Below are 18,180 nucleotides of genomic sequence, written 5' to 3'. Positions count from 1 at the left end.
TCACAGCGTTTTTCTCACCTTGGTGGGTCACAGTGAGAGGTGATGAACCGCATCAGGCGCCCCTCTGGTAACCGCCGGCACGCGTTCCTCGGTGCTCTCGTGCTGCTGGCCGTCACGACCTCCTCCGTGTCGGCGGCCGACGGCGGTCCCGGACCCCTGGGCGTGACCAGGGAGGCGGAGCCCTCCACGGCCAGCGCCAAGGTCGGCGCGCTCTTCGGCGCGAGCGGCGCACTGGACGGTGGTCACTTCTGCACGGCCTCCGTGGTGCACAGCGAACAGGGAAATCTGATCGTCACCGCCGCGCACTGCGTGGGCAGCGGCACGCTGTGGTTCGCGCCCGGATACCGGGACGGCAAGGCGCCGTACGGGGTGTGGAAGGTGACCAGGACGTTCGTCGGCGACGCCTGGAACGGTGACCAGGACGAGGACAGTGACATCGCCTTCGTCACGCTGGAGTCCATCGGCGGCGTCGAGGTCGAGGACATCGTCGGGGCCAACAAGTTCGTCACGGGGCGGGAGACGGGTGCCACCGCCGTCACCGTCACGGGGTACCCCGACTCCCAGGACACCCCGATCACCTGCACCAACAAGCCGACCGTCCACAGCAGTACACAACAGCGCATCGAGTGCCCCGACTTCACCGGCGGCACGAGCGGCAGCCCCTGGGTGAACGGTGACAGTGAGGTCGTGGGCGTCCTCGGCGGCCATGAGCAGGGCGGCTCGACCCCGGACGTCTCCTACAGCGTCGTGCTGGGGGACGCGGCCGCGGACCTGTACCGGGCCGCTTCGGACCGGTAGCCGCGACAGCTCACGCCGGTTCGGGCGGCCGTACGCGCGCGGTTGCGGCATGCGTACGCCGGAGCGTCCTCGCCAGCCGTCACCTGTGGTCCCGTGAGTGGCCGATCCTGTGCGTCCGTGGGGCCGGACCAGGACTTTTCAGGGTACGCCGCCCCCTGACGCCCCTACACTGACCCTCGGCGGACTCCCGTGCGGCGAGGGGCGGTTGAGGGTGCGTAAGGCGTGGATCTGGGCGACCGTCGCCGTCGGTGCCGCGCTGAGCTTCGTGATGGTGCTCGTCGTCGGGGTCTACATGGTCGCCGGGAACCTGGCGAACGGCATCGGCGCGGGATCCGTCGGGCTCGCCAAGAACGCCGTGCCGGCCGCGTACGCGGCGATCGTGCAGAAGTGGGGCAACCTGTGCAGCGCGATCAACCCGGCGCTGCTCGCCGCGCAGCTCTACCAGGAGAGCGGCTTCAACCCGAACGCCAGGAGCCCCGCAAAGGCCGAGGGGATAGCGCAGTTCATCCCGGGCACCTGGGCCATCCACGGCATCGACGGCAACGACGACGGGGTGGCCGACGTCTGGGACCCGCGCGACGCGATCCCGTCGGCCGCCTCGTACGACTGCAAGCTTGCCTCCTATGTGAAGGACGCGCCCGGCAACCTGACGGAGAACATGCTCGCCGCGTACAACGCGGGGGCGTACGCGGTCATCAAGTACGGGGGCGTGCCGCCGTACAAGGAGACCCAGAACTACGTGAAGACCATCACGAGCCTGGAGAAGAGCTTCGCCGCGCCCGTCCAGCGGCTCGACCCGTCGAAGCAGGCGGCAGGTGCCATCTACTACGCCCAGAAGAAGCTCGGCACCCCCTATCTGTGGGGCGGAAACGGCACCGCCGACCAGGGCGGACGATTCGACTGCTCCGGGCTGACCAAGGCCGCGTACGCGAGCGTGGGCATCACGCTGCCGCGCGTCGCCAACGACCAGTACAACGCAGGGCCGCACCCGAAACGGGACGAACTGCTCCCGGGCGACCTGGTGTTCTTCTCGCACGACCCGACCGATTCCCGCGCCATCCATCACGTCGGGATCTACGTCGGCGGCGGCTACATGATCGACGCGCCCAGAACCGGGGCCGTGATCCGTTTCGACCCGATCGACACCTCTGACTACTTCGGCGCGACGCGTGTCACCGAAGATGGCGCGAAAGCGCTGCCCACGACGGTGTGAATCGGGGTGTGAACGGCGCGCGAAAGGGCGCGCGCTGGCCGGAACTCTCCGTTATTCGCACCCCTGAGCTGCGAAGACGTGTCTCTCTTCGATAACGTCTGCGTGATCATTCGGTGGAATGCGGAACGTAGGGAAGAGGAGTGTGCGTTCCTGCTGACGTAGAGCGTCGACGTACGGCACCGGCTTGACGTGGAGCGGATCTACGACCACGGGGGTGGTGGAGCGACGCGCACGGGCGCGTCCGTGGACGGGACAGAGGACGAAGGGGCCGCGCACCATGGCTGGACTCGCCGAATCCGGGTCGAACCCCGACGTCGATCTGCTCTACGACATCAATGGCCTGGCCAAGGGCGCGCCCCACTGGTTCGCCCGCGTCATGGAGTTCGCCGGCGAGTACGGTCTCCTGCTCGCCATGGTCCTGCTGCTCCTGTGGTGCTGGTGGAGTGTGCGCCGGCGGGGCGGCGCCGACGCGGCGTCCTCCGTGGCCGCGCTCGTCTGGGCCCCGCTGGCCGCCGGCCTCGCCGTGCTGGTGAACGTGCCGATCCGTGGCTTCGTGGAACGCCCGCGGCCGTTCGTCGACCACCAGGGACTCGACGTCCTCGTCACCGGGAAGAGCGGCTACTCCTTCGTCAGCGACCACGCCACCCTCACCATGGCGATGGCGGTCGGACTCTTCGTCGCCAGCCGGAAGTTCGGCCTCATCGGCCTCGGGCTCGCGCTCCTCGAAGGGTTCTGCCGGGTCTACATGGGCGTGCACTACCCGACGGACGTCATCGGCGGCTTCGCTCTCGGCACCGCCGTCGCCCTGCTGCTCTCCCCGCTCGCCACGGCCCTGCTCACCCCGCTCACCAGGGCGATCGAGCAATCGCCCCGCGCCGGACGGCTGATCCGCGCCCGCGGGGCACAACCCGCGGAGGCCGTGATCCCCGGTGCCCGGACGGAACCGGCACCGGAGGAGCGCGACCTGGCGGCGTAGCGGACGGATTCTCGTCCGAGCCTCCTGCGTCGCGGGGCTGCCTCGGCACGCCGCCCCGCGCATACACGCTCGCTACAGTGCCTGCGGAAACGTGAAGAAGCCGTTCGGGTCGTACTGGTGCTTCAGCTGTGCCAGCCGGGAGGCCGCGTCGCCGTAGTACGCCTTCCGCCAGTTCGTCAGGGTCGGGTCCGTGTAGTTCTGGTAAGCGGCCCCGGACGCGTAGCTGCGCATGGACGTGTGCGCGGACGTCAACCAGGACTGGGCCGTCGGGCCGGAGGTGCCCGCGCGCCAGCTCGCGATGTACTGCGCCAGCATGCGCGAACGGCGGTGGACGAACGCCGTGGCCGTCGGCGAGACCCGGTTGACCGCGCCGCCGAGCGCAGTGAACGCGACGCTGCCCGCACCGCCCCGCGCCTGGGCCACCTGGTTCAGGATCGTCCGGATGCCGGCGGCCGGGATGGAGCGGTCGAAGAAGTCGGAGCGGGCCGCGTACGTCTCGCGGCCGAGGGCGCCCTGCGGGGAGCGGCCCGGCGTCGAGCCCGGCAGATGGCACTGGGCGTCGGAGGAGAAGGAGGAGCACCCTGCGTACACCTCCATCGCCGCCTCGTACGAGCGCCGCCTGAGCGAGACGCTGCGTGCCGGGGAACCGATCCTCGCGGCCAGGCGGTCGACCGCGTTCTGGAGTTCGCCGTAAGTGCCGAGCGAGAACGCGGCGACGGAGACGGTGGGCGTCCCGCCGTTCTCGAGGTGGCAGGAGGACCAGATCTCGTCGGGCTGGCCCGGGCCCCACTCCTGCCAGGCCGTGAGGACGGCGGCCGCCTTGGACCAGGGCCAGGTCATATAGGCCGACACCGCCTGAGGTGCCGGATGCGTCCTGAACCGCAGCTCGGTGACGACGCCGAAGTTGCCGTTGCCCGCGCCGCGCAGGGCCCAGAAGAGGTCCTTGTTCTCGGTGGCGTTCGCGACGAGCTGCTTGCCGTCCGCGGTGATCAGGGTCGCCTGGGTGAGGCTGTCACAGGTCAGCCCGTACGCCCGGGAGACCACGCCGTGGCCGCCGCCGAGGGTGAGACCCGAGACTCCGACGGTGGGGCAGGAACCGGCGGGTATCGTCACGCCCTTCGCGGCCAGCGCACGGTAGACGTCGATCAGCTTGGAACCCGCGCCGACGACGGCCTCGCCCCCGCTCGCGCGGATCTTGTTCAGTCTCCCCACATCGATGATCAGGCGGCCGTTCCCGGAGGACCAACCGGCGTAGGAGTGACCGCCGTTGCGTATCGAGACCTTGATGCCGTGGGCGCGGGCGTACGACACCACGGTGCGGATGTCGTCCGCGTGCGCCACGTACGCGACCGCCGCGGGCGTCAGGGAGTCGAAGCGGGTGTTGTAGAGCTGGCGGGAGGTGGTCCAGGTGCGGTCGCCGGGGCGGACCAGGGTGCCGTCCAGGTCCTTGGCCAGCGCGGTCCAGCCGGCGGCGGCGCGGGTGCCGGTCGTGGCCGTACGCAGGGACGTGCCGGTGGCGGACGAGGTGCCGCTGCTGCTGCCGCCGCCGCTGCACGCGGTGGTGGCGGCCGTCGCGACCGCGGCGGTGGCTCCGCCGATGAACGTACGCCGTTGCATGTGCGCCTCCCTGTGGGTTCCGTGGAACGAGACGGGTCCTCGTGCCGCGGGGTTCCGCAGGGGAGTGCCACAGAATCGCTACAGCGTGGGTCTCTCGTGCCGCCGGAGTGCCCGGTGCGGGTCAAGTGTGCCCATGCCCCGGGCCGGTTGCCGCATCGGCCGGAATCGCCGGGCCGTCCTGGACGGCTCTGTGCCCCTCGGCGTCCGCCCTCGCCAGACTGCGGGCTCTGCGCGCCGGTCCCCGCCAGCCGCAGCTGCACCGGGCCACGCAGAAACGACCCTGTTCAGCGGTCGTCGTGCGGTGCTCTTCCGGACCTGTGGGGGTGTCCTGTTGCTCCACGCCGACAAGGTTACCCGGGGCAGGTGTTCTGCCGTGTGGCGCGCGTGACGGCTCCCCCTACGCGTCGTTAAGCGGAACGACAGGAGGGCACCGGGACGGACCGGCTGGGGGTAGGCAGGCGATGGTGGTGCGGCAGCACGGTCGGGTCGGTGCGGCGGTCGTCGCGACGGTGGGACTCCTGGTCTGCGGCGCCTCGCTCACCGGGTGTTCGACCGGCGGGGCCGCCGCCGAGGGCGCGCGCTCCGGCACGGAAGCCGTCGAGGCGCTCCGGCAGGCCGCCGCGACCCTGGTGCGCGCGGGCAGCTCGAAGGCCCGTACGTCGATGGAGATGGCCACCGGTGGCACCCGGGTCACCATCCGCGGCGAGGGCGTCTACGACTACCGGGGCCGGCTCGGCCGCCTGAAGGTGACGCTGCCGCAGGATCCCGCCGGCGACGAGGAGCACCGCCCCATCACCGAACTGCTCGCCCCCGGCGCCCTGTTCATGAAGAACCGCGGAGCGGGCGTGCCCCCCGACAAGTGGGTGCGGGTCGACACGACCACGCTCACCGACGGCAACCTCGTCACCGGAGGCGCGACCGACCCGTACGCGGCGGCCGAGTTGCTGCGCGGGGTCCGGGAGGCGACGTACGTGGGGCGCACCGAGGTCGCGGGGACCCTGGTGCGGCACTACCGCGGGGTCGCCGACATCGGGCTCGCGGCGCGGAGCGCGTCCGCCGACAACAAGGAGCCGTTGCTGGCGGCGGCGAAAGGGTTCGCCACGGCCGAGGTGCCGTTCGACGCCTACCTCGACGATCAGGGACGTATCCGGAAGGTCCGTCACCGGTTCAGCTTCGTCAACGGTCGGCAGAAGACCGCGGTCGCGGTGGCCTCGACGACTCTGCTGTACGACTTCGGGACCCCCGCCGACGTACGGCTGCCGGCGTCCAAGGACATCTTCGCCGGGAAGATCGCGGTGCAGTAGCGCCGGAGGCGGTCCGGGAAGTGGCGCGGCTGAGGGGCTGGAAATGGTCCGTCCGTGCCATGCGCGGCGTGTAGGCCGCTCCCTACTCTAGGAAGCCGGTGATGGCAGAAAGAGGTGATGCACGTGGCTCCGGTCGGCGGTACGGCAGTTCAGGACCACGTGGCCCTCGCCGAGATCGAGCTGTGCGGCGACCTGATCATCGCGGCCTCGGCCGCACATGAGGACCGGCTCAGTCTTGAGAGCATCGACGAGGTGCTGAAGGTGGCCGAGGAAAGGGACGCCTCCGGCGGGTGAGCCGTGCGCCGCGGTGGACGTCCCACCGGCCCCTTCCGCGCGGCGTCCCCGATGTCATGTACGCAAGAGGCGGCCGATCGCCTTCGTCGCCTCCTCCACCTTCGCGTCGATCTCCGATCCGCCCTTGAGCGCGGCGTCGGCCACGCAGTGGCGCAGATGCTCCTCCAGGAGCTGGAGCGCAAAGGACTGCAGGGCCTTCGTGGAGGCGGAGACCTGCGTGAGTATGTCGATGCAGTAGACGTCCTCGTCGACCATCCGCTGCAGACCGCGGATCTGGCCCTCGATGCGGCGCAGCCGCTTGAGGTGCTCGTCCTTCTGCTTGTGATAACCGTGGATGCCCCGGTCGTGATCGGTCACCACGGTCCCGGTGCCCTCGGAGGGCACCGTCGCGCCGGCCTCGGTCGTCATCGCGTCCTCCCGTAGACGGTTGCCCGGGGATACGAATCCGGACAGTCGGTCCGTGCCTTTGGACTGCGCGGATTCCGATACGGACATATACCCCTGGAGGGTATATGGTAACGAACTTCCCTGGGTATAGGGCCCTTGGCCAGTTCCTTGGCCGCCCTCGTACCGCCCCCCGTACCGCCCCCGTGCCGACCACTCTGCTCGATGGGCGACACTGGACGACGGCCCCTTAGCCGTGGCCGGATGATGCGCTTAGCATCAGCCTGACCGCAACCGAAGCATCCCGAGGACCCCACGTGCGCTTTCGTCTGACCCCCAGGGAGACGAGCTTCTACGACATGTTCTCCGCATCCGCGGACAACATCGTCACCGGCTCGAAACTCCTGATGGAACTGCTCGGGGCGGACGCCTCCGCCCGGGCCGAGATCGCAGAGCGTATGCGGGCCGCGGAACACGCCGGTGACGATGCCACGCACGCGATCTTCCACCAGCTGAACTCCTCCTTCATCACACCGTTCGACCGCGAGGACATCTACTCCCTCGCGTCCTCCCTCGACGACATCATGGACTTCATGGAGGAGGCCGTCGACCTGGTCGTCCTCTACAACATCGAGGAACTGCCGAAGGGTGTCGAGCAGCAGATCGAGGTGCTGGCGCGGGCGGCGGAGCTCACGGCGGAGGCGATGCCGAACCTCCGCACGATGGAGAACCTCACCGAGTACTGGATCGAGGTGAACCGTCTGGAGAACCAGGCGGACCAGATCCACCGGAAGCTGCTCGCCCATCTGTTCAACGGCAAGTACGACGCGATCGAGGTCCTCAAGCTCAAGCAGATCGTGGACGTGCTGGAGGAGGCGGCGGACGCCTTCGAGCACGTGGCCAACACCGTGGAGACCATCGCGGTCAAGGAGTCCTGAGGCGTCCATGGACACCTTTGCTCTGATCCTGACCATCCTGGTCGCGCTCTTCTTCGCGTATACGAACGGCTTCCACGACTCGGCGAACGCCATCGCGACATCGGTGTCGACGCGTGCGCTGACCCCGCGGGCGGCGCTGGCGATGGCGGCGGTGATGAACCTCGCCGGCGCGTTCCTGGGCAGCGGGGTGGCGAAGACGGTCAGCGAGGGCCTGATCCAGACGCCTCAGGGCGGCAAGGGGATGGGGATCCTGTTCGCGGCGCTGATCGGGGCCATCGTCTGGAACCTGATCACCTGGTACTTCGGCCTGCCGTCGTCCTCGTCGCACGCGTTGTTCGGCGGACTCGTGGGTGCGGCGCTGGCGGGCGGTACGACCGTGTACTGGTCCGGGGTCCTGGACAAGATCGTCACACCCATGTTCCTGTCCCCTGTGGTGGGCCTGATCGTCGGCTACCTGGTGATGACGGCGATCATGTGGATCTTCCGCCGGTCCAATCCGCACAAGGCCAAGCGGGGTTTCCGTATAGCGCAGACGGTGTCGGCGGCCGGTATGGCGCTCGGCCACGGTCTGCAGGACGCGCAGAAGACGATGGGTGTCGTGGTGATGGCACTGGTCATCGGCGACGTCGAGAATTACGGGGATCCGATCCCGGTGTGGGTGAAGCTCGTTTCCGCGGCGATGCTGTCGCTGGGGACGTACGCGGGTGGCTGGCGCATCATGCGTACGCTGGGCCGCAAGATCATCGAACTGGACCCGCCCCAGGGGTTCGCGGCGGAGACCACCGGTGCCTCGATCATGTTCGTGACGGCGTACCTGTTCAGGGCGCCGATCTCGACGACGCACGTGATCACGTCCGCGATCATGGGCGTGGGCGCGACGAAGCGGGTGAACGCCGTGCGGTGGGGCGTCGCGAAGAACATCGTCCTGGGCTGGTTCATCACGATGCCGGCTGCGGCGCTCGTGGCGGCCTGCGGCTTCTGGCTGATCAACCTGACGTTCCTGTAGCGGCCCGGCGGCCCGCCCGCCGACGGGAAGGTTTCTGCACGGCATCGTGAGGCGTGCCCGGACGCCGGCTCCGTCGATGCGGCACGGCCCCTTCCAGGCGGAGGCTGCGTCCCCTGAGCCGCTCTTCCGGGTTACCAGGGACCCGACCCGGGACGGCCCCGCGTCCTGGACCCTGCTTGGACGGCGGGTCTCCTCGGGCCCTGGCGCGCCCGTCCCTGGTGCTCCCAGGCTTCCTCGGCCTTTGGATCGCGGCTCTCGCCCCTGGCCTCCGCTGCGGGGTTCTGCTTGTAAGGCGTCTTGCTCGGGGCTCCGCCCGGCTTCCGGCCGGGCTACGAGTCGCTCGGCTCTCGCCCTCGGCCCCCTGCCGTGGGACTTGTGCCCCCGGCTTCCGGCCCCACCCTGGGGTCCGTCCCTGCCGCCCACCCGCGGTCGCCTGTGCCGGTTCCGCCGACACCCTCGAGTCCGGTGCCTGCCCGGTTCGTGTGGCGCGGGATCGGTTCGAGATGCGGGTGTCGGTGGGGTGAGAAGACTGGAGCTATGACTACCAAGGCACTTCTCGAAGGCGGGCCGGACGATCTGGCGGGCAAGCTCGTGCCGGTCGTTCCTCCGGGACAAGAGCTGAAGATTCCTCACCGTGGTGGATACGAGCATTACAAGGTCACGTCGCGCCACGAGGACACCAAGGAGGGGCAGGTGAACGTCTACCAGTGGTGGGAGCGGACAGAGGTGGCCGAATGACCACGCGAACGGGCCCGCCCCCGGGAGCCAGGGGCGGGCCCTCTTCGGCCTCACGGTGGCACCGCCATGCAGCACCGCGAGGGGTCCTCGGCGGACCGTCGGCTCAGCCGAAGCGGCCCGAGATGTAGTCCTCGGTCGCCTGGACCGACGGGTTGGAGAAGATCCGCTCCGTGTCGTCGATCTCGATCAGCCGCCCGGGCTGGCCCACGGCCGCCAGGTTGAAGAACGCCGTACGGTCCGAGACTCGCGCCGCCTGCTGCATGTTGTGCGTCACGATGACGATCGTGTAGCGCTCCTTCAGCTCGCCGATCAGGTCCTCGATGGCAAGGGTGGAGATCGGGTCCAGGGCGGAGCAGGGCTCGTCCATCAGCAGGACGTTCGGCTCGACCGCGATCGCGCGGGCGATGCACAGGCGCTGCTGCTGACCACCGGACAGGCCGGAGCCCGGCTTGTTCAGGCGGTCCTTCACCTCGTTCCAGAGGTTGGCGCCCTTGAGGGACTTCTCGACGATGTCGTTCAGTTCCGACTTCTTGTAGTTGCCGTTCAGGCGCAGACCCGCCGCCACGTTGTCGAAGATCGACATCGTCGGGAAGGGGTTCGGGCGCTGGAAGACCATGCCCACCTCACGGCGGACGGAGACCGGGTCGATACCGGCGCCGTAGAGGTTCTCGTCGTCCAGGAGCACCTTGCCCTCGACACGCCCGCCGGGCGTGACCTCGTGCATGCGGTTGAGCGTCCGCAGGAACGTCGACTTGCCGCAGCCGGAGGGACCGATGAACGCCGTCACCGATCGCGGCTCGACCGTCATCGAGATGTCCTCGATCGCTTTGTGGGAGCCGTAGAAGGCGGTGAGCCCGCTTACGTCGATTCGCTTGGCCATGACTACTTCACTTCCAGTATCAGTCGCTGATGGCCGCGTCAGCGACCGGTCTTCGGGGCCTTCCAGCGGGCGATGCCGCGGGCCGCCAGGTTGAGGATCATCACGAAGGCGATCAGTGTGAGCGAGGCCGCCCAGGCACGGTCGTACGCCGCGTTGGCTCCCGCGCTGTTCGCGTACTGCTGGTAGATGTACAGCGGCAGCGACTGCTGTGCACCCTCGAAGGGGTTGGCGTTGATGAAGCGGTTGCCGAACACCAGCAGCAGCACCGGCGCGGTCTCGCCCGCGATGCGGGCGATCGCCAGCATGATCCCCGTGGTGATGCCGCCGATGGAGGTCGGCAGGACCACCTTCAGGATCGTGCGCCACTTGGGCACGCCCAGCGCCAGGGAGGCCTCGCGAAGCTCGTTCGGGACGAGCTTGAGCATCTCCTCCGTGGAGCGGACCACGACCGGCATCATCAGGATGGCCAGGGCCAGCGAACCGGCGAAGCCGAAGGGCTCCATCTTGAAGATCAGCATCAGGCTGAGGATGAACAGACCGGCGACGATGGACGGGATACCGGTCATCACGTCGACGAAGAAGGTGACGGCCTGCGCGAGCCGGCCGCGCCCGTACTCCACGAGGTAGATCGCGGTGAGCACACCGATCGGCGCGCCGATCACGGTGGCGAGGCCGACCTGCTCGAGGCTGCCGAGGATGGCGTGGTAGATGCCACCGCCCGGCTGGGAGTCGGCGACGATGCCCATCGAATGGGTCAGGAAGTAGATGTCGAGGACCTTCACGCCGCGCTGGACGGTCGTCCAGACGAGGGAGACCAGGGGCACGACGGCGATCAGGAAGGCGACCCACACCAGGGCGGTCGCGATGCGGTCCTTGGCCTGGCGACGGCCCTCGACGCGGGCGGCGATGCCGTACGTGCCGAGGAGGAAGAGGACGGCGGCGATCAGGCCCCACTGGATGTGGCTCGTCAGCCCGGCGGCGGCGCCGATGGCGCTCGCTACGGCGATCGAGCCGACGGCGATGGCCCAGGGGGACCACTTGGGGAGGCTGGCGCCGCGCAGGGTGCTGGTGCGCTTGTGGGCGGCGGCTGCGGTGCTCATGCGTTGGCCCCCGAGTACTCCTTGCGGCGGGCGATGATCGCCCGGGCCGCGCCGTTGACCAGCAGGGTGATGACGAACAGGACTAGACCGGAGGCGATCAGCGCGTCACGGCCGTCCTCCGTCGCCTCGCTGAACTTGCTGGCGATGTTCTGGGCGAAGGTGCCGCCGCCCGGGTTGAGCAGGCTGGCGTGGATGATGAAGTCCGGGGAGAGCACGGTGGCCACGGCCATCGTCTCGCCGAGCGCGCGGCCGAGGCCGAGCATCGAGGCGGAGATCACACCGGAGCGGCCGAAGGGCAGCACGGCCATGCGGACGACCTCCCAGCGCGTGGCGCCGAGGGCCAGGGCCGCCTCCTCTTGCATCTGCGGGACCTGGCGGAAGACCTCGCGGCTCACGTTGGTGATGATCGGCAGGATCATGATCGCGAGCAGGATGCCGACGGTGAGCATCGAGCGGGGGGCGCCGCCGTCCCAGGAGAAGATGCCGGTCCAGCCGAAGTAGTCGTTCAGCCAGCTGAAGAGGCCGTCCAACTGCGGTACGAGGACCAGCGCGCCCCACAGGCCGTAGACGATGGAGGGCACGGCGGCGAGCAGGTCGATCACGTATGCGATGGGCCCGGACATCTTGCGCGGGGCGTAGTGCGTGAGGAACAGCGCGATGGCGACCGCGATCGGGACCGCGATGACCATGGCGACGACCGAGGAGACCACCGTGCCGAAGGCCAGTACGGCGATACCGAAGACCGGCGGATTGAGGTTGGTGTTCCACTCGAAGGTGGTCAGGAAGTTGCCGTGGTCCTTGCTGATGGCGAGAGACGCACGGTAGGTGAGGAAGACCGCGATCGCGGCCATGATCACCAGCAGCAGGATGCCCGAGCCTCGGGAGAGACCGAGGAAGATCCGGTCTCCGGCTCGGGTGGCACCACGGGCCGCGCGCTTCTGTTCGGCCGGGGTCGGCTGGGGGATGGGGGGAGGTGCTTCTGTGTTGTGTGTAGATATGTCCATCGGGTTCTCCGGTCTGCGGAGCCGTACGCAGGGTGCGGCTCCTGGCGGCGGTGCACCGGACGGTGCGGTCCGGTCCCGCGGGGGGACCGGACCGCACACTCAGGTCAGCTCAGGCCCTCGATGGTGGTGCGGACCTTGGAGATGATCGCGTCGGGGATCGGCGCGTAGCTGTTCTCGGACAGGATCTTCTGACCGTCCTCGCTGGCGATGTAGCGAAGGAATGCCTTGGTGGCGGGCAGGGTGTCCGCCTTGTTGCCCTTGTCGCAGACGATCTCGTAGGTGACCAGGACCATCGGGTAGGCACCGTCGGCCTTGGTGTTGTAGTTCAGCTTCAGCGACAGGTCCTTGCCGGTGCCGACGACCTGGGCGTCCGCGATGGCCTTGGTGGCGTTGTCGACGGAGGCCTCGACCGGGGCGGAGGCGCCCGTGTCGATCTTGACCGTGGACATGTCCTTGGCGTACGACAGCTCGAAGTAGCCGATCGCGCCGGCGGTCTGCTTCACCTGCTGGGCCACACCGGCGGACTGCGGAGCGGACTGGCCACCCGGAGCCTCCCAGGCCTTGCCGCCCTCGTACTTGCCCCAGACCGACGGAGCCGCGGCCTTCAGGTACTTGGTGAAGTTGTCCGTGGTGCCGGACTCGTCCGAGCGGTGGAAGGCCTGGATCTTGGTGGAGGGCAGCTTGGCGCTCGGGTTCAGCTTCTTGATCGCCGGGGCGTCCCAGGTCTTGATCTGGTTGTTGAAGATCTCGGCGATGGTCTTGGCGTCCAGCACCAGGTTGTCGACGCCGGGGAGGTTGTAGCCGAGGGCGATCGGGCCGCCGACCATCGGCAGGTCGATGCCCTGGCCGCCACCGGTGCAGACCTTCTTGGAGGCCGTGACCTCTTCCGGCTTCAGCGCGGAGTCGGAGCCGGCGAAGGCGAGCTGCCCCTGGGTGAACGAGGTCACACCGGCACCGGAACCGCTGGCCTTGTAGTTGATCTGCACGCCACAGGCCTGGCTGAACTGCGCGACCCACGCGTCGATCGCGTTCTTCTGCGCGGAGGAGCCGTCGGCGAGCAGCTGGCCCTTGGCGTCGTCGCACTTGATGGAGCTGGCGTTCGTGGTCGACGACGACGAGGCGCTGCTGCCGCCGTTCTTGCCGCCCGTGTCGTCGGAGCCGCACGCCGTGAGGGCCAGGGCGCCGGAGACCGCGAGAGCACCGAGGGTGAGGGCCCGCCGGTTCATGCGCTGAAGCTTCACTTTCGGGAGTTCCTTCCGAGGAGCCGCCGTCCTGATCGGCGGCGTGCGAAGTGTGGGTGATGTGGACGCGTACTCCAGGGTCGCGCCCGCCATCAGGTAAGGCCGAAATTAGGCAGATCAGGTGAAGCCGCTTATGGCCGTAAGTGAACGAGGGGTGAACCCCTGTGGTCGGTGCGGTTAGGTCACGGAACGCTTACATCGAGGACACGGGGTGGTCCCGGGCGGCACCCACGACGCTCGTAACCCTACGCAACCGACCCGGCCCGCTCATGTTGGAACGGAGCCCAGCGTTCCGCCCCGCTTCGCGGGTCCACCCAGGGGCCACCGGCCCTGGTGAGCATGGCACCGTCTCTGGGCGGCACGGTGAACATGGAGGGCACAGCGAACGCGTACGTGCCGACCGATGTGTGAAGCCGCGCATGCATCGTCACCCGAGAACCGGGCGTCGGCGGGCATTCGAGGGCCGACGGACGGCGGGATTGTGTACAGAAGGGCCGGCGGACAGACAGGGGGGCCGGCTCCGGATGCGGGGCGGCCCCTCGGATGCCGACTACGTCGGGTTCAGCGCGTTCAGGAGCGCGTCGACCAGGTCGCGGTCGCGCGGCTGGGTCAGGCGGTTCCTGGCCGCGGCCGGGGCGAGCCAGAGGATGCGGTCGACCTCGCGGTTCGGGGTGAAGAAGCCGCTCGTCGCCTCGGCCGCCCAGTAGTGGACCTGCTTGGGGCGACCGTTCGCCTCGTAGTGGACGGTGGGCAGGCGTGCGCCGGGCGCCGCGGCATACCCCGTCTCCTCCCGCACCTCCCGCAGCGCACCCGCGAGCGGGTCCTCCCCGCGTTTGAGCTTGCCCTTCGGGTGGGACCAGTCGTCGTACTTCGGCCGGTGGACCAGACAGATCTGCAGTTCGCCGTCGACGGGGGAGCGGCGCCACAGGACACAGCCCGCCGCTCGGATCATGTCGTCGTCGGTCATCGGATGCTCCGGCTCCTTCCTCGTGCCTGCGGCGCGCCCGGGGCGCGCGGTGCCGTCGTACGAGTGCCTGTCGCAGGGGAGCCCGCGGGTGCGGATGTCTCTACGGAGTCCCCACCGTCTGCTTCTGCCACGACTGCTGGAAGGCGAAGCGTGCGGCCTCCACCTCGTGGCGCTGATCGGCGTGCAGCACGCCCAGTGCGTAGGCCGTCGCCGGGGCGATGCGCGGGGTGCGCGCCGCCGCGGCCGCCGCGGCCGCGGCCTCCGAGGCGTCCCGGTGCCGGTTCAGGGCCTGGCCCGCGGCCAGGAGCCGTACGTCGACGGCGGCGTCCTTGCCGTGCAGCACCTCACGGGCGTAGCGGTGCAGCCGCAGCAGCAGCCGGACCTGGTGCCAGGGGCCGTCCTGCGGGTGCGGGGCCGGGTCCGGGGACAGGCCGTGGATCAGGGCCTCTGCGTTGTACGGGTGGCCCGCGACGACCAGCGGCAGCGTGGCCACCGCGTCGCACAGGCGTTCCTCGGCCGCCGCGGCCAGCGGGCGCAGGTCGGCGGTCGCCGCAGCGGGGGACAGCGGTACCTCGCTGGCGAGCACCGCGACGCTGTCCGCCACCGCGTGGAAGCGGCTCGACCCGAGGGCCTGCAGGGCCGCGGAGTGGGCCCGCGTCCGGGCCAGGGTCAGCTGACGCTCCAGCAGGGCGCCTGCCTTCGCCGCGCCGACGGTCAGGTTGCCGCGCTCCGGGACGGCGGGCTGGGTGCGCGGGCCGGTTCCCGTGGGTTCCGCGGCGCCCCCCGCCTGCGCCGGGAAGACCGACGAGCCGGACAGCCGGTGCAGTGCGAGGAGCAGCCGTTCGAGCCGGGCCGCGTACGCGTGCTCGCGGGCCAGCGTCCCCGACAGCCAGGCGAGTTCGGGACGCATCGCCTCCGACCAGTCGGCGTCCAGGAGGGGGCGGAAGGTGTGGAGCGTTCCGCTGATGTGGCGGGCCGAGCGGCGCAGTGCGAGCGCCGCGTCGCCGGAGTCCTCCGTTCCGCCTTCCCCCGGTCTCGCCTCCGCGCGCGCGGGGGTACCCCCGGCGGCACCGGTCTCCCGGTGCTGCCGCAGCGAGCGCAGGAACTCCGTGGCCTGGGCCCGCAGGTAGCCCGCGAGGGCGTCCCCGGACACAGGCCCGGCCGTGGGGTCGGTCGGGGGTTCAAGGTGTTGCTGTGCCACGCCGGCGCCTCCGGGCGTCTATGAGCATCTCCTGGATGTTCCGCAGGGGTTGGCCGTCCTCGTCGGTCGCGTGCCGGGTCCACTCACCGTCCGGACCCAGGTGCCAGGAGGAGGTGGTGTCGGACATTCCCGTCTCCAGGAGCCGGTTGAGGGCCGCCCGGTGCGCCGGGTCGGTGACCCTGACCAGTGCCTCGATGCGGCGGTCGAGGTTGCGGTGCATCATGTCGGCGCTGCCGATCCACACCTCGGGCTCGCCGCCGTTGCCGAAGACGAAGACACGGGAGTGTTCGAGGAAGCGGCCGAGAATGGACCGTACGCGTATGTTCTCGGACAGGCCGGTGACACCGGGGCGCACCGCACAGATGCCGCGCACCCACACGTCGACCGGGACGCCGGCCTGCGACGCCCGATAGAGGGCGTCGATGACCGCTTCGTCCACCATCGAGTTGACCTTGATGCGGACGCACGCGGGCCGGCCGGCCCGGTGGTGTTGGATCTCCTTGTCGATCCGCGAGATCAGGCCGTCGCGCAGGGACTTGGGGGCGACCAGCAGCCGGCGGTAGGTCTCGCGGCGCGAGTAGCCCGAGAGCCTGTTGAAGAGGTCGGACAGGTCGGCGCCGACCTGCTGGTCCGCAGTCAGCAGCCCCAGGTCCTCATACAGACGCGCGGTCTTCGGGTGGTAGTTGCCCGTGCCGACGTGGCTGTAGCGGCGGAGCGTTTCGCCTTCCTGCCGTACGACGAGCGACAGCTTGCAGTGCGTCTTGAGGCCGACGAGCCCGTACACGACATGGCAGCCCGCCTCCTCCAGCTTGCGGGCCCACTTGATGTTGGCCTGCTCGTCGAAGCGGGCCTTGATCTCGACCAGCACGAGGACCTGCTTGCCGGACTCGGCCGCGTCGATGAGCGCGTCGACGATCGGGGAGGTCTCCGACGTGCGGTACAGCGTCTGCTTGATGGCGAGCACGTCCGGGTCGCCGGCCGCCTGCTCCAGGAACGCCTGCACGGAGGTGGAGAAGCTGTCGTACGGGTGGTGGAGCAGGACGTCCCGCTCCCGCAGCGCCGCGAAGATGTCGGGCGCGGACGCCGACTCGACCTCCGAGAGGTCGCGGTGGGTGCCCGCGACGAACTTCGGGTACTTCAGCTCGGGCCGGTCGAGGTTGGCGATGCCGAAGAGGCCCGTGAGGTCCAGGGGCCCGGGCAGCGGGTACACCTCGGCCTCGGAGATCTTCAGCTCGCGGACGAGGAGATCGAGGACGTACCGGTCGATGGACTCCTCGACCTCCAGACGCACCGGGGGCCCGAAGCGGCGCCGCATGAGTTCCTTCTCCAGGGCCTGGAGCAGGTTCTCGGCGTCGTCCTCCTCCACCTCGAGGTCCTCGTTGCGCGTTATCCGGAAGGTGTGGTGCTCCAGGACCTCCATGCCCGGGAACAGCTCCTCCAGGTGCGCTGCGATCACGTCCTCGATGGGGACGTACCGTTGCGCGGAGGCCTCCAGGAAGCGGGAGAGCAGCGGGGGGACCTTGACCCGCGCGAAGTGGCGGTGGCCGGAGACCGGGTTGCGCACGACGACCGCGAGGTTGAGCGAGAGTCCCGAGATGTACGGGAAGGGGTGCGCGGGGTCCACGGCCAGCGGGGTGAGGACCGGGAAGATCTGGTGGCGGAAGAGCGTGAAGAGGCGTGCCTGCTCCTTCTCCGTCAGCTCGCTCCAGCGGACGAGATGGATGCCCTCCTCCGCGAGCGCCGGGGCGACGTCCTCGTGGAAGCACGCCGCGTGCCGGGCCATGAGCTCTCGGGAGCGGGCCCAGATCATCTCCAGTACCTCGCGGGGCTGGAGACCGGATGCCGACCGGGTGGCGACACCGGTGGCGATACGACGCTTCAGACCCGCCACCCGGACCATGAAGAACTCGTCCAGGTTGCTGGCGAAGATCGCCAGGAATTTCGCGCGCTCGAGGAGGGGCGTGTTCGGGTCCTCGGCCAGTTCGAGCACACGCTCGTTGAACTGGAGCCAGCTGCGCTCCCGGTCGAGGAAGCGGCCCTGCGGCAGCTGGGCGCCCTCGGCCACCTCGTACGAGGAGAGATCGGCGTCGATGTCCGGTTCCAGCTCGGAAACCGTCGCGGCCACGGTGTGCGGGCGGTGCGCGGCGATGGACCCCACGGAGGGTTGCTGGTTCTGCATGTTCGCGCGACCCGAGGGCCCTCCATCCTGAGGGGTGGCGGGGGACGGGTGGGCCGGTGCCTGGGCGTTTTGCTGGCTCATAAACCCATTCTTCCGCGCCGACCGGGTGACGGGCGCGTCGGAGGGCCCGGGCGGCAGGGCGAAGGGACGCCCGCGTTCCGCACCGGCCCCGTTGTGCGGGGGCGGTGAGGGCTCTGGCACGGCGGCGTTCATTGGCTGAGCGTCGCAAGCTCGTCTGAATCAATGGTTACGGCGACATGACGTGCGGGATAGCGGGGAGGGGCTCGCGGACGTCTACAGGCGGCGCCGTGGCGTACGAGGGGGCTGGAAGGGAAGCGTG

At 69.5% G+C, this 18,180-nt stretch carries 18 protein-coding genes; 8 read left to right on the top strand and 10 right to left on the bottom strand.

The window, feature by feature from the left end; genetic code table 11:
* Positions 1–42 precede the first annotated feature (42 nt).
* The 3 genes from ACZ3TS_RS24225 (at position 43) to ACZ3TS_RS24215 (ending at position 2,987) form a co-directional block, all read left to right on the top strand.
* Positions 43–798 (top strand): trypsin-like serine peptidase, encoded by a 756-nt coding sequence (locus tag ACZ3TS_RS24225; RefSeq protein WP_467621384.1) that lies wholly within the window; start codon positions 43–45, stop codon positions 796–798.
* Between the two features lie 205 nt (positions 799–1,003).
* On the top strand, positions 1,004–2,011 hold the full coding sequence (locus ACZ3TS_RS24220) for a C40 family peptidase (protein WP_467621381.1): 1,008 nt from the start codon (positions 1,004–1,006) through the stop codon (positions 2,009–2,011).
* A gap of 277 nt (positions 2,012–2,288) precedes the next feature.
* Positions 2,289–2,987, top strand: coding sequence for a phosphatase PAP2 family protein (locus ACZ3TS_RS24215; protein WP_467621378.1), 699 nt, complete (start codon positions 2,289–2,291; stop codon positions 2,985–2,987).
* A 72-nt stretch (positions 2,988–3,059) separates the two neighbouring features.
* On the opposite strand, the gene ACZ3TS_RS24210 is transcribed toward ACZ3TS_RS24215, so the two are convergent.
* Together ACZ3TS_RS24210 and ACZ3TS_RS24205 are read right to left on the bottom strand one after the other, a co-directional pair.
* Positions 3,060–4,604 (bottom strand): FAD-binding oxidoreductase, encoded by a 1,545-nt coding sequence (locus ACZ3TS_RS24210; protein ID WP_467621375.1) that lies wholly within the window; start codon positions 4,602–4,604, stop codon positions 3,060–3,062.
* A gap of 121 nt (positions 4,605–4,725) precedes the next feature.
* Positions 4,726–4,944: a hypothetical protein gene (locus ACZ3TS_RS24205; protein ID WP_467621372.1), complete on the bottom strand. Its 219-nt coding sequence runs from the start codon at positions 4,942–4,944 to the stop codon at positions 4,726–4,728.
* A gap of 121 nt (positions 4,945–5,065) precedes the next feature.
* Between ACZ3TS_RS24205 and ACZ3TS_RS24200 the strand changes: the two genes are divergently transcribed.
* Both ACZ3TS_RS24200 and ACZ3TS_RS24195 read left to right on the top strand, forming a co-directional pair.
* Positions 5,066–5,908: an SCO4651 family lipoprotein gene (locus ACZ3TS_RS24200; protein WP_467621370.1), complete on the top strand. Its 843-nt coding sequence runs from the start codon at positions 5,066–5,068 to the stop codon at positions 5,906–5,908.
* A 117-nt stretch (positions 5,909–6,025) separates the two neighbouring features.
* The gene (locus tag ACZ3TS_RS24195) at positions 6,026–6,202 is read left to right on the top strand and encodes a hypothetical protein (RefSeq protein ID WP_467621367.1); all 177 of its coding nucleotides are present in this window, start codon (positions 6,026–6,028) and stop codon (positions 6,200–6,202) included.
* A gap of 54 nt (positions 6,203–6,256) precedes the next feature.
* On the opposite strand, the gene ACZ3TS_RS24190 is transcribed toward ACZ3TS_RS24195, so the two are convergent.
* Positions 6,257–6,610 carry a metal-sensitive transcriptional regulator gene (locus ACZ3TS_RS24190; RefSeq protein WP_467621408.1) on the bottom strand — a complete coding sequence of 118 codons (354 nt, stop codon included), beginning with the start codon at positions 6,608–6,610 and terminating at the stop codon, positions 6,257–6,259.
* A gap of 293 nt (positions 6,611–6,903) precedes the next feature.
* On the opposite strand from ACZ3TS_RS24190, the gene ACZ3TS_RS24185 reads away from it, so the two are divergent.
* From ACZ3TS_RS24185 to ACZ3TS_RS24175, 3 genes are all read left to right on the top strand, one after another.
* Positions 6,904–7,524: a DUF47 domain-containing protein gene (locus ACZ3TS_RS24185; RefSeq protein WP_467621365.1), complete on the top strand. Its 621-nt coding sequence runs from the start codon at positions 6,904–6,906 to the stop codon at positions 7,522–7,524.
* Between the two features lie 7 nt (positions 7,525–7,531).
* Entirely contained in the window at positions 7,532–8,530 is a 999-nt protein-coding gene (locus ACZ3TS_RS24180; protein ID WP_467621362.1) for an inorganic phosphate transporter, read from the top strand.
* Positions 8,531–9,067: 537 nt separating this feature from the next.
* Positions 9,068–9,268: a DUF5988 family protein gene (locus tag ACZ3TS_RS24175; protein WP_467621359.1), complete on the top strand. Its 201-nt coding sequence runs from the start codon at positions 9,068–9,070 to the stop codon at positions 9,266–9,268.
* A 103-nt stretch (positions 9,269–9,371) separates the two neighbouring features.
* Here ACZ3TS_RS24175 and pstB read toward each other — a convergent pair whose 3' ends face one another.
* The 7 genes from pstB to ACZ3TS_RS24140 form a co-directional block, all read right to left on the bottom strand.
* Complete coding sequence (pstB, locus tag ACZ3TS_RS24170; protein ID WP_467621357.1) at positions 9,372–10,148, bottom strand: phosphate ABC transporter ATP-binding protein PstB; 777 nt, start codon at positions 10,146–10,148, stop codon at positions 9,372–9,374.
* Positions 10,149–10,186: 38 nt separating this feature from the next.
* Positions 10,187–11,248, bottom strand: coding sequence for a phosphate ABC transporter permease PstA (gene pstA, locus ACZ3TS_RS24165; protein WP_467621354.1), 1,062 nt, complete (start codon positions 11,246–11,248; stop codon positions 10,187–10,189).
* The gene (gene pstC / locus ACZ3TS_RS24160; protein WP_467621350.1) at positions 11,245–12,252 is read right to left on the bottom strand and encodes a phosphate ABC transporter permease subunit PstC; all 1,008 of its coding nucleotides are present in this window, start codon (positions 12,250–12,252) and stop codon (positions 11,245–11,247) included. The genes pstA and pstC overlap by 4 nt, the downstream gene beginning before the upstream one ends.
* Before the next feature lie 104 nt (positions 12,253–12,356).
* On the bottom strand, positions 12,357–13,493 hold the full coding sequence (pstS, locus tag ACZ3TS_RS24155; RefSeq protein ID WP_467621347.1) for a phosphate ABC transporter substrate-binding protein PstS: 1,137 nt from the start codon (positions 13,491–13,493) through the stop codon (positions 12,357–12,359).
* Positions 13,494–14,043: 550 nt separating this feature from the next.
* A complete protein-coding gene (locus ACZ3TS_RS24150) occupies positions 14,044–14,460 on the bottom strand; it encodes an NUDIX hydrolase (RefSeq protein ID WP_467621344.1) in 417 nt (138 codons plus the stop codon).
* A 100-nt stretch (positions 14,461–14,560) separates the two neighbouring features.
* A complete protein-coding gene (locus ACZ3TS_RS24145; protein ID WP_467621341.1) occupies positions 14,561–15,661 on the bottom strand; it encodes a CHAD domain-containing protein in 1,101 nt (366 codons plus the stop codon).
* Complete coding sequence (locus tag ACZ3TS_RS24140; RefSeq protein WP_467621338.1) at positions 15,642–18,053, bottom strand: RNA degradosome polyphosphate kinase; 2,412 nt, start codon at positions 18,051–18,053, stop codon at positions 15,642–15,644. The genes ACZ3TS_RS24145 and ACZ3TS_RS24140 overlap by 20 nt, the downstream gene beginning before the upstream one ends.
* Positions 18,054–18,180: the final 127 nt, after the last annotated feature.

This window comes from Streptomyces sp. NPDC022910 (assembly GCF_055561075.1).
This window is presented reverse-complemented; position numbering and strand designations above follow the sequence as displayed.